The organism is Peribacillus sp. SRI_006 (assembly GCF_057586375.1).
This window is the reverse complement of record NZ_JBYCZT010000005.1, coordinates 330,514-345,100: the sequence shown is the minus strand read 5'-3', so window position 1 is coordinate 345,100 and position 14,587 is coordinate 330,514. Positions and strand designations below refer to the sequence as shown.

Below are 14,587 nucleotides of genomic sequence, written 5' to 3'. Positions count from 1 at the left end.
TACGCCGAGGAGGCTCACCGCCCGCACCAAGGAAAGCGAGCATCTGGAGGGGAAATCAACCACACCGCACTATCTGGTAAATAGCAACAAAGTATGTGAAAACAGCCAAAATAAAACTGCATAGCCTAATGACATATGCAGTTTATTGCCTTTTATTTTTTTCGGGATCCTCCAAACATTGTGACGGAGAGGTTTCCCTTATTTTCATGTTCTCTACTTATTCAATTGAAAAAATGAAAGAATATAAAGGTTGTTTCCCATTATGGACTTCAACTTCAACGTCTTCGAAATTCTCATTACAAAACGCAACAAGACTTTCTACATCTTCAGCAGTGGCATCTTCACCATATAAAATGGTAAGGATTTCAGAATCTTCGTCAATCATATCGGAAAGAAGATCTTTTGCCGCTTGAGTCATGTCTTTATCCTTCACCTTGATGGTGCCTTCAGCAATTCCCATGAAGTCCCCGGTCTCGATTGCAAGACCGTCAATGTTGGTATCCCGGACAGCATAAGTAATCTGGCCCGTTTTCACATGCGAAAGGGCTTCGATCATCGCTTTTTTATTCTCTTCGGCATCAAGTGAAGGGTTGAAAGCCAACAATGCAGCCATTCCCTGTGGTACTGTTTTCGTTGGAATGACAGTCACATGATCCCCAAGTACATCTGCAGCCTGATTGGCGGCCATGATGATATTTTTATTGTTAGGCAAGATGATCACATGATCTGCATATGCCCCTTCGACAGCTTTAACGATATCTTCCGTACTAGGATTCATCGTTTGCCCGCCTTCGATGACGGACTTAGCGCCGATGCTTTTGAATAATTCGCAGATGCCAGCGCCCATCGCCACTGACACTACAGCGTACTTCTCTTTGGTGGGCGGTTTAGTTTGAAGCGGTGTATTCGTCTCACCTACAATCGCAGTATGCTGTTCACGCATATTATCGATTTTCATTTTTATTAAACTACCATATTGCTGTCCATAATTCAGGCAGGTGCCAGGCTGTTCAGAGTGAATATGTACTTTGACGACTTCATCATCTGAGATGACTAGTAAAGAATCTCCGTATTCACTTAAATCATTTCTGAATTTTTCTTCATCAAATGATTGATTGGCAAGTTTTTCACTTTCCAACCGGACCATGAATTCCGTACAGTAGCCAAACACGATATCTTCTGTGTTCATATGTCCTTGTACATTCATATGATGTTCGGCACTGATCATGTCATCCATGCTTGGACCATTAGCGGATCGGACTGGAAGGGCTTCACCTTTCAACTCAGCAAGGAAACCTTCATATACAAACACCAACCCTTGCCCCCCGCTATCAACGACACCCACTTCTTTTAAGACTGGAAGAAGATCAGGTGTGCGTTTTAATGAAGCATTGGCCTCCGTAACGATTTCTTCCATTACCTGAATTAGGTCTATATGCTTTGCTGCTGATGAAACCGCTTGCTTGGCTGCATCTTTTGCAACCGTTAAAATGGTTCCTTCAACAGGTTTCATAACGGCTTTATAAGCTGTCTGAACCCCTGCTTCAAAAGCTTGGGCAAATTCTTCACTATTGATTTCCGATTTATGTTCAATCGCTTTAGCAAAACCGCGGAACAGTTGCGAAAGGATAACTCCCGAATTGCCGCGTGCGCCCATAAGCAATCCTCTTGAAAGCGACGCACCCACTTTTCCGATGTGTTCCTGGACGTTATTTTGCACTTCCTTCGCTCCCGAAGTCATCGATAAATTCATATTCGTTCCAGTATCTCCATCCGGAACAGGGAAAACATTCAAGGCATCAACCATTTGGGCATTAGCCGCTAAATGGTTGGCACCTTGAATGATCATTTCTGCAAAGCGCTTTCCGTTCAAACTTGTAATTGACACAAAACTTTCCTCCTATACTTAAGGGTTCGTCACACGAACTCCCTGTACAAAAATGTTAACGGAATCAACAGCTAATCCTACAGTTTTGTCCAGAGTGTACTTTACCTTTGATTGCACATTATGTGCAACTTCCGAGATTTTCGTTCCATAACTTACGATAATATACATATCGATATGAACTTCTTCCTCTTCTTGACGGACAATTACACCTTTAGTAAAGTTTTCTTTTCTTAAAATTTCGGCAATGCCGTCTTTAAATTGTTTTTTGGAAGACATTCCTATAATTCCGTAGCAATCCACGGCTGCGCCGCCTGCTACAGTAGCGATAACCTCATTAGAGATATCAATTTGTCCATACTTCGTTTGTAATTCGATAGACATTTTCTTTTCCCTCCCAAAAATCAAATCAACTAAAGACATTTTACTATAATGTCTATGGTTTTAAAAGTAAATGTCTTACGGTACTCTATATAATTCAATTTTGAAGTATGTATGTCAAGGTTTTTTTCTTGAAAGTAATTAACTGAAGTATTGCATTCTAGCGGTAGGTATGATAAATTATTAAAGTATTTTACAAAGACTTAAGACGACTGCGAAAAACTTAAGCTTGTTGTAGTTAGGAGGGAATTTGACATGGCACGTAAATGTGTAATCACTGGAAGAAGAACTCGTTCTGGTAACAGCCGCTCTCACGCAATGAACGCTAGCAAGCGTACATGGGGCGCTAACCTTCAAAAAGTACGTATTTTAGTTGACGGTAAACCTAAACGTGTATACGTTTCTGCAAGAGCTCTTAAATCGGGCAAAGTAGAACGCGTATAATGTTACGGCATCCTCTTAGGATGCCTTTTTACTTGTAATGGCCGGTATTTAATGGGGATGGTTTCAAATCCTTGACCAGGTCCAGTCTGCATCAAGAAGGATGCCTTCACCCATTAATGGATGGCCGCCCTATTTTACTAAAAAATAACACCTCCCTTAATTTGAGAGGTGTCATGGAGATAAGTATCAGCCTTTTTTAAACGCTCCGAGCATAGCCCTTACCAAACTGCCCAGAACTTTTGGCAATTTAATCGTATAAAATTTCATCATGCCCCTCCTCTTTGCATCCCACAATTAAAGATGAAGTGGAATTTTTCTATTACAACATAAGCTTTTAAGCGGATATAGGATGATCGTAATTATATCCGAATCTGCTCTAAGCATGAATTTTAATCACTGCTTCTTATCACCATTAATATGCCTTTCTCAAATGAAACATTCCCAGATTCGGAAATTAGTTCATTGCTGATGCAAAGCGTCGAACCCATTTCCAAGCTTGCATCGTCCAGCGGATATTTGAAACCCGAAAGAGTAATGCCGGTGACTTCAGCGTTTACTGGGAGCAGGGACAAGTATTTCTTATCATTCAAAGCAGTGACCTTATATGAACCTGCTGTCTTTACTGTGATTATATTTTGCCGATCGACTATGTATATATCCATATCACCATGATGAGGGAGGACACTTTCTTTTTGGAGCAGCTGGATATTCCCGAGAAAATGGTCCATTCTTCCCCCTGTTGCGCCCAGAATGTGAATTTCTCTTGGCTTTTGCCCCATTGCCCATTTAAATGCGATTTCTAAATCCGTTTCATCCTTTTCCGAGGAATAAAGATTGATTTCTTCCAGCATTTGCTCAATCTTTTCGTATTCACCTTCCGAAACCGAATCAAAATCCCCAAAACCGTACTTAGGTTCGATACCTTTTTCAAGCAGAGACCATACTCCCCTGTCAACCCCGACCCAAAGATCTGTCTTCTCCTTATACCATGTCAAATCCGGCCAAAAACATTCCGGACCTCCAGCCATTATACTGATAATCATCGCAATCATCCTTTTCCATATAAAAATCATATCCAAGGTGCCTTAGTTTAATTGATAAAAAAAGCCGATCACCATCATATGAATACGATAGTGTCGGCTTATATCACTTTCCCCGAATCTTTTGAATCGCAGCGTGTCGATCTTCCTGATTATATATTGCCGAACCGGCCACCAGGATTGTCGCCCCTTGTTCAATACATAGTTTAGCCGTTTCTTCATTTACTCCACCATCAATCTCTATCTCGAGATTTTGATTATACTTTCCTGCCATCGCCTTCACTTCGGCAATTTTCGGAAGAACGGATTTAATGAACCTTTGCCCCCCAAAACCCGGATTAACCGTCATCAACAATACCATGTCAATATCTTCGATTATAGGTTGTATCAAGGAAGCCGGAGTGGCTGGATTAAGCACCACGCCTGCCTTTACACCAAAAGATTTGATCAATTGAACCGTTCGATGCAAATGTGTGCAGGCCTCTACATGTACAGTTATATAATCAGCTCCCGCTTTCGCAAAAGACTCGATATAACGATCAGGTTGTTCGATCATTAAATGAACATCAAGCGGAAGCTTCGTTACTGGGCGGATAGCATCAACAATTAGTGAGCCTATCGTTATATTCGGCACGAAATGCCCATCCATGACATCCACATGGATCAAATCCGCTCCGCCCCTTTCCACATCAAGAATTTCTTCTCCCAATTTTGCAAAGTCAGCTGATAAAATGGATGGTGCGATTTTAACCATTTTAATACCTCGGCTTTCTATCTCTTATTTCTTCTAAGAATTGCATATAATGCTCGTATCGATAACGGGGAATTTCCCCGGAACCAACCGCTTCCTTCACTGCACATTTCGGTTCTTTATCGTGGAGACAGGCCCTGAATTTACAGTCTTCCCCATGCTTATGCATTTCCGGGAAGCAATAGGATAGCCGTTCAGCTTCCATTTCCATGAATTCAAGTGAACTGAACCCTGGAGTATCCGCGACAAGTCCAGAGCCAATATGGATTAATTCAACGTGCCGGGTCGTATGCTTCCCGCGTCCCAGGTGTGAAGAAATATCATCCGTCTTTAAAGCCAATTCCGGATTGATCGCATTCAGCAAAGACGATTTCCCAACACCGGACTGACCCGCAAATACACTGGTTTTTCCTTCTAAATACGGCACTAGTTCTTCAATCCCTCCGGCGGTAACGGAAGATGTCTCCAGTACAGTATAGCCAAGTTTCTGATAGTCCTTGATATACTGAGACAATTTCTTTTGATTTTCAGCTGTAACCAAGTCCAGTTTCGTCACGACGATAATCGGTTCTATTTCGTTATCTTCGATCAATACGAGAAATCGATCAAGCAAGGCTGGACTGAAATCAGGTTCCACTGCCGAAAAGACAAGGATTGCCTGGTCTACATTCGAGATTTGCGGACGTATCAATTCATTCTTTCGCGGTTTTATTTCGGTCACGGTCCCGTCCGTTTTATTTTCCGATTCAAAAACAACATAATCACCAACGAGCGGGGTTACCTTATTCTTCCTGAACAGGCCCCTTCCACGGCATTGATAGACCTCTTCACCATCAAGGACATAATAAAATCCACTTAATGCTTTGATAATTTTTCCTTCGGGCATAACCACACTCCTAATTATTAAATTTATTCTGGATATGAGACGGATTCGTCAATGATGACCTGATTGTCCCGCATGACTTTATATCCTGCTTTCTTATCCGGGGAAACCATTAATTCGATCGTTCTCTTCGCATCTTCCAATATATAGAATGTTTCTTGAGGCTCCGTCATGCTATTGTCGATATCCTCGATGAAAATTTGGATTTTTTGTGATTTGCCTGGCTCAACCGGATCATACTCGATTTTGACTTCCTCCGTTACACTCTTGGGCGGAATCTCTTCTTTCCCTTTTGAAATGACCACTTTCACAGTACTGCCCTTTTCCACCTTCGTAGCAGGTTCCGGTGACTGGGAAATGACAAGCCCCTCCGCTACGGAATCATCATAGATTTCTTCTTCGACATCGATCTTTATTCCACTTTCACTGGAATAATCATCAAGGGCAGCTTTATTGAACCCCGTTAAGTTCTTCAAGCTCAACAGATCTGCCCCTTTACTGACCGTCAGTTCAAGCTCCGTTTCGGATGGTACGACCTCAGTGGCACCCGAGGGAGATTGATCTATGATCGTGCCGGGAGCACTGTCATCATATTTTTCAGTAACGCTTATGTTTTTGAATCCCATTTTTTCAAGCAGGGATTTAACATCAGAGTAATCTCGACCTTCATAGCTGGACAATGAAATCGTCTCTTTACCAACGCTTTGATAAATATCGATCACTGCACCTTCCTTGACCGTCTTACCTTCCTTAGGATTGGTTTTGATCACAAGACCAGCTTCAACCTCTTCATCTTCAATCTCGATCGTCTCTCCAATTTCCAAATCCATTTCAAGCAATTCAGTAATGGCGTCATCCAATTCTTCCCCTTTAAGGTCAGGGATCGTCACTTCCTTCGAGACAAGGAGGGGAGGTAAAACTGTGACAGATAAAACAGCAAGCAGTGCGAGAACTAAAAAGGTGGTCACCAAGATTGCAGGCATGTTCTTTCGCTTTTTACCTTTGTGTTCCGACTTGTTTTTTTGTTTTTTCTGTTTCTTTTGTTTCTTCTGTTTCTTTTTTGAATTACTCTCTGCTTCTGATTCACTTTCCTCATCGTCCGCATAAACTAACGTATTTTTTTCAGGACCCCTTATGATTGTCTCATCGATGCTTGAAAGCTGATCATCCGTTATGACGGGGATGGCTTTAGTTGCATCATGATCTTCGGGAATCGCAAAAGGAAGTTCATTTGAACGCTCCGGATTAAGCGACGTCCGTATATCATCCTCCATCGAGTCCACACTCTCATAGCGGTAATATGAATCTTTGGCTGTCGCTTTCAAGATAATATTTTCCACACTCTGGGGTATCTCAGAATTCCAGCGTTTTGGCGAAGGAGTTTCCGATTGTAAATGTTTAAGAGCTATCGACACGGCTGATTCACCCGAAAAAGGCAATCTCCCCGTCAACAATTCAAACATGACGATGCCAAGTGAATAAATGTCCGATTTCTTATTGGCCATACCGCCTCTGGCCTGTTCCGGAGATAAATAATGAACCGAACCCAAGACTGCGTTGGTCTGCGTTATGTTTGTTGCACTTAGGGCCAATGCAATCCCAAAGTCCGTAATCTTGACGGTTCCTTCCTTATCAATCAAAATGTTCTGTGGCTTGATGTCACGATGGATGATCCCATTATGATGGGCATGGGAAATCGCTGCCGTGATTTGCCTCATGATATCCAAGGCTTCATCAACTGGAATTGGATAATATTTTTGTATGTATTGCTTAAGTGTAAAACCGTCAACGTATTCCATTACAATATAATAGATGGAATCTTCTTCACCAACATCATAAATACTTACGATATTGGGATGGGCCAAACTGGTTGCCGATTGGGCTTCCCGATTGAAGCGCTTGATGAACTCTTCGTCATTATTAAAATCCATGCGAAGGATTTTCAATGCAACATCCCTATCCAAGATCATATCCCTTGCAAGGTAAACATTAGCCATACCGCCGCCGCCGACCATCTGGATCAGTTTATAACGGCCGTTGATCCTTCTGCCAATCAACATTCAATTCACCTGCTTTCACTTTCTTCAGTAAATTGAACAAGCACAAGAGTGATATTATCTTCCCCACCGTAGTGATTGGCCTTATCTATTAATGAATTCGCCTTTTCTTCAAGTGACTGTGCATTGGTTACCGTTTCTTCCAGTTCCAGTTCACTCACTTTATTCGTCAATCCGTCCGAACAAAGCAATAGTAAATCATTTTCTTCGAAGATGACCGTCATAATGTCCATTTCCACTTGCATTTCTGTCCCCAAGGCTCGTAATAAAACATTTTTCCGTGGATGGTTTTCGGCATCTTCTTTCGAAATCTGACCGGAACGGACCAATTCATTAACGAGTGAATGATCTTCCGTGACCTGCTTAAAACCACTCTCATTATACAAATAACACCGGCTGTCCCCGATGTTGGCAATGGTAGCAAACTTGTCGGTGCAAATGGCTGCAACAATGGTGGTCCCCATGCCCTTACATTCCGTATTCGCTTCTGCATGTTCAAAAAGCAACTGATTGACCGTGAAGATTTGCTGCTTAAGCCAATCTTCGGCATCATTTGCCGTTTCGATTCCGGTGGATACTTCCCAGCCCTTTTTCAGAAGTTCTATCGTCATTGCACTGGCTACATCCCCGGCACGGTGGCCGCCCATGCCATCTGCAACGATGGCAAGGCGAACGCCTTCCGAGTTCTTAAAGATTCCGCCATTATCTTCATTATGCTGGCGGACTTTTCCACGGTCTGTCATAAATATTGCCCTCATAGGGTCACCTCGTCTCTTCTTTGCGCTCCTTGGCCCGAAGCTGGCCGCAGGCTGCGTCAATATCACTGCCTTGTTCCCTTCGGATCGTTACATTAATGCCGCGCTTCTTCAATGTTTTTTCAAACTCAAAAATCTGGTCCCGAGGTGTTCGTACATAGTTGCGTTCCGGTACATAGTTAACCGGTATTAAGTTCACATGGCATTTTATCCCTTTTATTAAAGCTGCTAATTCTTCAGCGTGCTCCACTGAATCATTTTCGCCACCGAATAGACCATATTCAAAACTTACACGGCGGCCTGTTTTTTCTGTATAGTATTTGATGGCCTCAATCAGGTCTGGAAGTTTGTAGGCCTTATTGATCGGCATCAATTTACTTCTCAATTCCGTATTCGGTGCATGAAGGGAAACAGCAAAGTTTATTTGCATGCTTTCTTCGGCAAACTTATAGATTTTAGGAATGATTCCACTTGTGGAAACGGTAATATGACGCGCCCCGATGTTCAAGCCCTTTTCATGGTTTATATTCTTCAAGAATGACATCATATTATCGTAGTTATCAAACGGTTCACCGATTCCCATGATAACGACGGAACTAACACGCTCTTCCGACTCATCAAGTGCTTGCTGAACTTTAACGACCTGGGCAACAATTTCCCCTGATTCAAGATTCCGCTTTAAACCGCCAAGTGTCGAAGCACAGAATGTACAGCCAATTCTGCATCCTACCTGCGTTGTCACACAAATGGAGTTTCCGTATTCATGACGCATCAGCACCGTTTCAATCGAATATCCATCTTGGAGTTCAAATAAAAACTTCATCGTTCCGTCATTGGACGTTTGCTGAATCAATGTCTTCAATGTTGTGAAGGTGAATTGCGACTCCAACTTATCCCGTAATGATTTCGAAAGGTTGGACATATCTTCAAAACTGGATACACGCTTTTTATAAAGCCAGTCATATACTTGCTCGGCCCGGAATGCCTTCTCTCCATTTTGAAGAAGCCATTCTTTAATTTGGTGAAGCTCCAATGAGTAGATTGATGGTTTTTCTGGTGTCGTGTCTTTTCTTACTCTAGATGATTTAGTGATTTCTGCCATTACAGCACCTTCTTTCTAAAACTCGCAATAAAGAATCCGTCACTGCTAAAATATTGCGGAAAAACTTGCAGCGTATGACCCTCGATATATGGCTGAACGCTTTCAGGCATTCTTGTGGACAAGGTTGCATCGCTTTCAAAATCCGGATGGCTTTCCAAAAATGCTGCAGCGACTTTGTCATTTTCTTCTTTATCCACCGTACAGGTACTATATACTAACCGTCCTCCTTGCTTAACAAGCGGGGCAGCCGATTCCAATAATTGTTGTTGTATACTTGAGAGTTTCATTATATCATCTTTTGTTTTAGTATACTTTACATCAGGTTTCCGGCGCATGACTCCCAACCCGGAACATGGTGCATCGATCAGGACCCTGTCAAACCCTTCCTTATTAAAGTGCTCTTGCACTTTTCTGCTATCAAGGGCCATTGTCTTAATATTGTTTCTGAGTTTTAGGCGCTCCGCCTGCTCTTTAATTAGCTTGACCTTATGTTCATGAAGGTCGAGTGCATATACTTGTCCTGTGGTCAAGCCTTCTGCAATATGGGTCGTTTTCCCTCCAGGTGCAGCACAGCAATCGAGCACAGCATCATTTTCATTCGCACCCAATGCATGGGCAACTAGCATTGAACTCTCGTCCTGAATCGATAAATACCCCATTTTATAGCTTTCTGAATGAGCAAGATTCCCTTTATAGCTGACGATTGCTTCGGGAACGACTTCACTCGCTTCAACATCATATCCTTCTTCCGTTAATATGCTGATCAGTTCACGGCGTGAGATCTTTTTTAAATTAACACGTCCTGTCTGTAATGGCGCAGTTAAGTTGATTTCACACATTTCCTTGGTTTTTTCATAGCCAAATTGCTCTACCCAACGCTGGACCAGCCAAATAGGATGACTCACTTCTATGGAAAGCCGTTCCAGATCATTTTTAATTTCCTCTAAAGAAGGAACACCATTTCTTTGAATATTACGAAGCACACCATTGACCATCGAAGAGGTGCCCTTGTGTCCGCGCTTTTTGGAAATTTCTACGGCCTCGAAAATGATTGCATGATCAGGCACTTTATCTAAATAGACCATTTGGTAAACGGAAAGTCTAAGTAAATTGATGACCCAGCTTTGCGTTTTTTTAGGTTGTTTAATAAACGGGTTCAAAAAATAATCCAAAGTCATTTTCCGCTGGATGGTACCGTAGCTTATCTCTGTAAGTAAACCGCTGTCCACGGCGGATAACTGGTGCTTTTTAATCAAGTTGTTCAATAATAGGTTACTGTAGGATTGGTTTTTCTCTACAGATTCCAAAATATCGAGAGCGATTTCACGTACTCCCTTTTTAGTTTGCTTCATTCTGTTCTCCTAACTTCATGCCTGCTTTAATGAACGATCCGGCTCCGCGCAAGTAATCTTTCACCGGCATTTTTTTCTTTCCTGAAGGCTGCAGTTCTGTTACTAGTATTGCCGTCTCATTGCCTGTCGAAACGATGAAACCATCATTTTGCACCTCAACGATCGTGCCCGGCAAGGCCTGCTTGCCAGCTTCTAATTTCTTTACTTGCCATATTTTCATAATGGAACCGTCTAAGGTTGTATAAGCAACAGGCCAAGGATTCAGGCCGCGTACATGGTTATAGATGTCTTCCCCTGATTTCGACCAGTCGATTTTTTCCTCCGACCGTTTGATGTTAGGCGCAAAAGATGCTTTAGCATCATCTTGCTTGATTGCCTGTAACTCTTCATTTATAAGTTTTGGAAGTGTCTCCGCAAGTAAATCCGACCCTACCTTGCTTAATTTATCATGCAGTGTACCAACATTGTCTTCTTCCTCTATAGTAACTTCCGCCTGAGTCAATATATCACCGGCATCCAATTTTTCTGCCATATACATGATGGTTATCCCAGTCTTTTCTTTCCCCTGTAAAATGGAATAATGAATTGGCGCCCCTCCACGCAGTTCAGGAAGCAGGGAGGCATGTACATTAATACAACCGTACTTAGGGGCATCCAACAATTCATTCGGAAGAATTTGTCCGAATGCCGCCGTCACCACTAAATCAGCATTCAATGCAATGATTTTTTCAAGTTCTTCTTTTTCCCGGATTTTTTCAGGCTGATAAACGGGTATCCTATGCTTTTCGGCTTCGACTTTAACTGGAGGCGGCGTAAGCACCTTTTTGCGGCCCACTGGACGATCTGGCTGTGTGACAACAGCGATCACATCATACCCTTCATCAATGATTCTTTTCAATACCGGCACCGAAAAGTCCGGTGTACCCATAAAAATTATTTTTGTCATTCTTCTCCATACCTTTCTAACTCTTCTTCCGAAATATACCGGGAAACCTTACTTGTAAATAAGACTCCTTGCAGATGATCGATTTCGTGTAGAAGGGCCCTAGCAAGGAAATCCTCCGCTTCTATCTCGAAATAAGATCCTTTTCGGTCTTGTGCCCGGACTTTGACACGGAAAGGACGCACTACTTCACCATATAAACTCGGGAAGCTCAAGCATCCTTCAACACCTGTCTGTTCTCCTTCCAATTCCAGCACTTCCGGATTAATCAGTTCGATTGCACCTGATCCTTCCTCTATTTCAACGACGGCCACTTGCTTTTTCACGCCAACTTGAGGTGCTGCAAGTCCAACGCCATCCGCCTCCACCATCGTTTCATACATGTTATTTAACAGCTTTGCCAACTTTTTATCAAAACTTGTTACTTTATCGCATTTTTGTTGTAAAATTTTTTCAGGAAACAAAACAATCGGTAAAATAGCCAAAATTAAAGGTACCCTCCTAGATATGAAAAACAACACTTCATTATATAAAAACGCAAGCTGTTACAGCTCGCGGTAATCATCCATCTCTAAAATAATTACATCATGATCTGTGGATTTAAATCTATTGAAATCTGCAGATGATTTTGAGCGGTTTCTTTTTGGTAATGCTCTAAAAGTGTGCGTAAATGCTGATTCAGGTCCGGCTCTCGTTTGTATTTTATCAGACATTGATAGCGATATCTATTGTTGATTCGACTAATGGGCGAAGCAACCGGACCTAGTACGACAGAATCCCGATTCAATCGCGAGCCTAAATAATTGGTGATTTTCTCAGTAACACTCACCGTCTTCATTAAATCTTCATGTGAAACGGTTATAAGGACAACATAATAATATGGAGGGTAATGACTTTGCCTCCTTAGATACATCTCCCGTTCATAAAAAGCATCATAATCCTGCAGGGCAGAAAGCTCGATGCTGTAGTGCTCAGGCGTATAGGTTTGGATGACCACTTCTCCCGGAAGCTGATGACGTCCCGCCCTTCCGCTGACCTGCGTCAGCAGCTGAAATGTCTTTTCCGAAGAACGGAAATCAGGCAGATGTAGCATCGTATCGGCTGAAAGGACTCCAACAAGAGTGATATTAGGAAAATCAAGGCCCTTGGCTATCATTTGGGTGCCTAGCAATATATCCGCTTTTCCTTCACCAAAGGCATTCAGCAATCGCTCATGTGAACCCTTCTTACTCGTCGTGTCAACATCCATTCGTATGACCCTTGCTTCAGGCAGGATTTTTGCAAGCTCTTCTTCAACCTTTTGAGTTCCTGTACCAAAGAACCTTATATGTTCACTTTCACATTCAGGGCAAACGGAAGGCATTCCCTCTTCAAACCCACAATAATGGCATTTCATTATATCATTAAAGCGATGATATGTAAGTGAAATGTCACAATTAGGGCAGTTGATGACCAATCCGCAGCTTCGACACATCACAAAGGAAGAATGCCCCCTTTTATTTAGCATCAGGACAGTTTGCTCCCCCTTCTCAAGCCGGTCTTTCAGCTTGGTAAAGAGCAGCTCCGAAAACATGGAACGATTTCCCGTTCTTAGTTCTTCCCTCATATCTACAATATCCACTGCTGGCAAAGCATTTTTATTCATCCTCTGGCTAAGGGTCAATAATTTATAGACATTTTTCTTGGCTCGAGCAAAAGATTCAAGTGTAGGTGTGGCGCTGCCAAGAATAACCGGACAACCGTATGATTTTGCTCTTTCAATGGCAACATCCCTAGCATGGTACCTTGGTGTTTCTTCTTGCTTATAACTGGATTCATGCTCTTCGTCAATGATGACCAGCCCCAGGCTTTCAAAAGGAGCAAACACGGCAGAACGCGCCCCGACCACCACTTTTACTTCTTTGCGGTGAATTTTACGCCATTCATCATATTTTTCACCTACGGATAAACCGCTATGCATGACAGCTACCTGCTCCCCAAATCGTTCCTTAAACCTCTTCACCGTCTGTGGCGTCAAAGAGATTTCAGGTACAAGCATGATGGCTTCCTTCCCTTTTTCAATGACAGAGGCAATTGCCTGTAAATACACTTCCGTCTTCCCGCTGCCGGTTACACCATATAAAAGGAATACATCATGTTCATCATGATGTATTTTCTCTTGGATCGGCTTTAATGCAGCGGCTTGTTCAGCTGTCAGTGTAAAGGGAATGGATTTTTCGAACACACGGTTTTCATAAGGATCACGGTATACTTCTTGATCCATTTCAGCCAAGGCCCCTTTTGACACCAGGGTTTTGACGGTACCGCTTGATGTGTTCATCAATTCAAGCAATTCCTTTAACGGGATGGGTTCTTGGTGTTCAATAAAGTATTGAAGGAGTTCCTGTTGTTTTTTTGCATGGCTGGATATGGCTGAAGCCATTTCTTTCAGTTCCATAGGGGAAAGCAAAGATTTAATGACTCGGACCGTCTTCTTGTTAAGTCGGTTTTTCACATTGTATTCGAGCTCAAGATTGCCATTTTGCATTTCCTTTTGGACCAGGGAGGCATTCTCTCCTTCAATCACGTCTTTCCAAGATAGTGAATCATTTTTTCCGAAAAGGTTTTGAATGGAGGGAGGGATCTGGTCCTTTTTATCTTCAACGACTTTAATGACTTTTTCATACTTTGCTTTCATCGCTGCCGGAAGCATGGCCTGTAGCGCTGAAATTTTAAAACACATCGCCTCCTTGGTCAACCAGTCACCTAGCTGAAGCAATTCATCATTGATGATGGGCTCCAAATCCATTGGTTCCTTTATAAAGCGTAATTTCGCAAAGTCGCTTTTAGCTTTTAAGCCTGTGACGAACCCCTGCACCATTCTTGGACCGAATGGGACGATGACTCTCATTCCGGGCTTGATGACTTGGTTCCACTTTTCAGGGATGCGATAGTCGAATTCTCGATCCGTTTGTTTAGCAGGTACATCCACGATGACGGATGCTATATCCATAA

At 42.5% G+C, this 14,587-nt stretch carries 14 protein-coding genes; 1 reads left to right on the top strand and 13 read right to left on the bottom strand.

The annotated features are described in order from the left end of the window. Positions 1–217 precede the first annotated feature (217 nt). Positions 218–1,888, bottom strand: a complete 1,671-nt coding sequence (locus AC2YHV_RS09630) for a DAK2 domain-containing protein (RefSeq protein ID WP_487373088.1) — start codon at positions 1,886–1,888, stop codon at positions 218–220. An 18-nt stretch (positions 1,889–1,906) separates the two neighbouring features. Next, the gene (locus tag AC2YHV_RS09625) at positions 1,907–2,269 is read right to left on the bottom strand and encodes an Asp23/Gls24 family envelope stress response protein (RefSeq protein ID WP_034313762.1); all 363 of its coding nucleotides are present in this window, start codon (positions 2,267–2,269) and stop codon (positions 1,907–1,909) included. A 252-nt stretch (positions 2,270–2,521) separates the two neighbouring features. Here AC2YHV_RS09625 and rpmB point away from each other — a divergent pair, with 252 nt between their 5' ends. Then, on the top strand, positions 2,522–2,710 hold the full coding sequence (gene rpmB / locus AC2YHV_RS09620) for a 50S ribosomal protein L28 (RefSeq protein WP_034313767.1): 189 nt from the start codon (positions 2,522–2,524) through the stop codon (positions 2,708–2,710). A 186-nt stretch (positions 2,711–2,896) separates the two neighbouring features. Here the strand turns inward: rpmB and spoVM are convergent, their stop codons facing one another. The 11 genes from spoVM to priA form a co-directional block, all read right to left on the bottom strand. Continuing rightward, positions 2,897–2,977, bottom strand: a complete 81-nt coding sequence (gene spoVM, locus AC2YHV_RS09615; protein ID WP_034313769.1) for a stage V sporulation protein SpoVM — start codon at positions 2,975–2,977, stop codon at positions 2,897–2,899. 122 nt (positions 2,978–3,099) lie between these two features. After that, entirely contained in the window at positions 3,100–3,753 is a 654-nt protein-coding gene (locus AC2YHV_RS09610) for a thiamine diphosphokinase (RefSeq protein ID WP_063576898.1), read from the bottom strand. A 103-nt stretch (positions 3,754–3,856) separates the two neighbouring features. Further along, positions 3,857–4,504: a ribulose-phosphate 3-epimerase gene (gene rpe / locus AC2YHV_RS09605; RefSeq protein WP_487373087.1), complete on the bottom strand. Its 648-nt coding sequence runs from the start codon at positions 4,502–4,504 to the stop codon at positions 3,857–3,859. A 1-nt stretch (position 4,505) separates the two neighbouring features. Further along, positions 4,506–5,387, bottom strand: coding sequence for a ribosome small subunit-dependent GTPase A (gene rsgA / locus AC2YHV_RS09600; RefSeq protein WP_487373086.1), 882 nt, complete (start codon positions 5,385–5,387; stop codon positions 4,506–4,508). Between the two features lie 23 nt (positions 5,388–5,410). Next, positions 5,411–7,444, bottom strand: coding sequence for a Stk1 family PASTA domain-containing Ser/Thr kinase (gene pknB, locus AC2YHV_RS09595; RefSeq protein ID WP_063576900.1), 2,034 nt, complete (start codon positions 7,442–7,444; stop codon positions 5,411–5,413). 5 nt (positions 7,445–7,449) lie between these two features. Further along, complete coding sequence (locus tag AC2YHV_RS09590) at positions 7,450–8,199, bottom strand: Stp1/IreP family PP2C-type Ser/Thr phosphatase (protein ID WP_487373085.1); 750 nt, start codon at positions 8,197–8,199, stop codon at positions 7,450–7,452. Positions 8,200–8,203: 4 nt separating this feature from the next. Beyond that, complete coding sequence (gene rlmN / locus AC2YHV_RS09585) at positions 8,204–9,298, bottom strand: dual-specificity RNA methyltransferase RlmN (RefSeq protein WP_034313788.1); 1,095 nt, start codon at positions 9,296–9,298, stop codon at positions 8,204–8,206. Beyond that, entirely contained in the window at positions 9,298–10,650 is a 1,353-nt protein-coding gene (gene rsmB / locus AC2YHV_RS09580) for a 16S rRNA (cytosine(967)-C(5))-methyltransferase RsmB (RefSeq protein WP_057278424.1), read from the bottom strand. The genes rlmN and rsmB overlap by 1 nt, the downstream gene beginning before the upstream one ends. After that, positions 10,637–11,596, bottom strand: coding sequence for a methionyl-tRNA formyltransferase (gene fmt / locus AC2YHV_RS09575; protein WP_487373084.1), 960 nt, complete (start codon positions 11,594–11,596; stop codon positions 10,637–10,639). Before fmt ends, rsmB begins: the two co-directional genes overlap by 14 nt. Continuing rightward, positions 11,593–12,078: a peptide deformylase gene (gene def, locus AC2YHV_RS09570; protein ID WP_098184662.1), complete on the bottom strand. Its 486-nt coding sequence runs from the start codon at positions 12,076–12,078 to the stop codon at positions 11,593–11,595. The genes fmt and def overlap by 4 nt, the downstream gene beginning before the upstream one ends. A gap of 95 nt (positions 12,079–12,173) precedes the next feature. Beyond that, complete coding sequence (priA, locus tag AC2YHV_RS09565; protein ID WP_487373083.1) at positions 12,174–14,585, bottom strand: primosomal protein N'; 2,412 nt, start codon at positions 14,583–14,585, stop codon at positions 12,174–12,176. Between the last annotated feature and the right edge of the window lie 2 nt (positions 14,586–14,587).

Excerpts from the sequence above, each read along its gene's own strand:
- AC2YHV_RS09625 (WP_034313762.1), bottom strand. The coding sequence starts at position 2,269 with ATGTCTATCGAATTACAAACGAAGTATGGACAAATTGATATCTCTAAT.
- rpmB (WP_034313767.1), top strand. The coding sequence starts at position 2,522 with ATGGCACGTAAATGTGTAATCACTGGAAGAAGAACTCGTTCTGGTAAC.
- spoVM (WP_034313769.1), bottom strand. The coding sequence starts at position 2,977 with ATGAAATTTTATACGATTAAATTGCCAAAAGTTCTGGGCAGTTTGGTA.
- AC2YHV_RS09610 (WP_063576898.1), bottom strand. The coding sequence starts at position 3,753 with ATGATTATCAGTATAATGGCTGGAGGTCCGGAATGTTTTTGGCCGGAT.
- rpe (WP_487373087.1), bottom strand. The coding sequence starts at position 4,504 with ATGGTTAAAATCGCACCATCCATTTTATCAGCTGACTTTGCAAAATTG.
- rsgA (WP_487373086.1), bottom strand. The coding sequence starts at position 5,387 with ATGCCCGAAGGAAAAATTATCAAAGCATTAAGTGGATTTTATTATGTC.
- pknB (WP_063576900.1), bottom strand. The coding sequence starts at position 7,444 with ATGTTGATTGGCAGAAGGATCAACGGCCGTTATAAACTGATCCAGATG.
- AC2YHV_RS09590 (WP_487373085.1), bottom strand. The coding sequence starts at position 8,199 with ATGAGGGCAATATTTATGACAGACCGTGGAAAAGTCCGCCAGCATAAT.
- rlmN (WP_034313788.1), bottom strand. The coding sequence starts at position 9,298 with ATGGCAGAAATCACTAAATCATCTAGAGTAAGAAAAGACACGACACCA.
- rsmB (WP_057278424.1), bottom strand. The coding sequence starts at position 10,650 with ATGAAGCAAACTAAAAAGGGAGTACGTGAAATCGCTCTCGATATTTTG.
- fmt (WP_487373084.1), bottom strand. The coding sequence starts at position 11,596 with ATGACAAAAATAATTTTTATGGGTACACCGGACTTTTCGGTGCCGGTA.
- priA (WP_487373083.1), bottom strand. The coding sequence starts at position 14,585 with ATGGATATAGCATCCGTCATCGTGGATGTACCTGCTAAACAAACGGAT.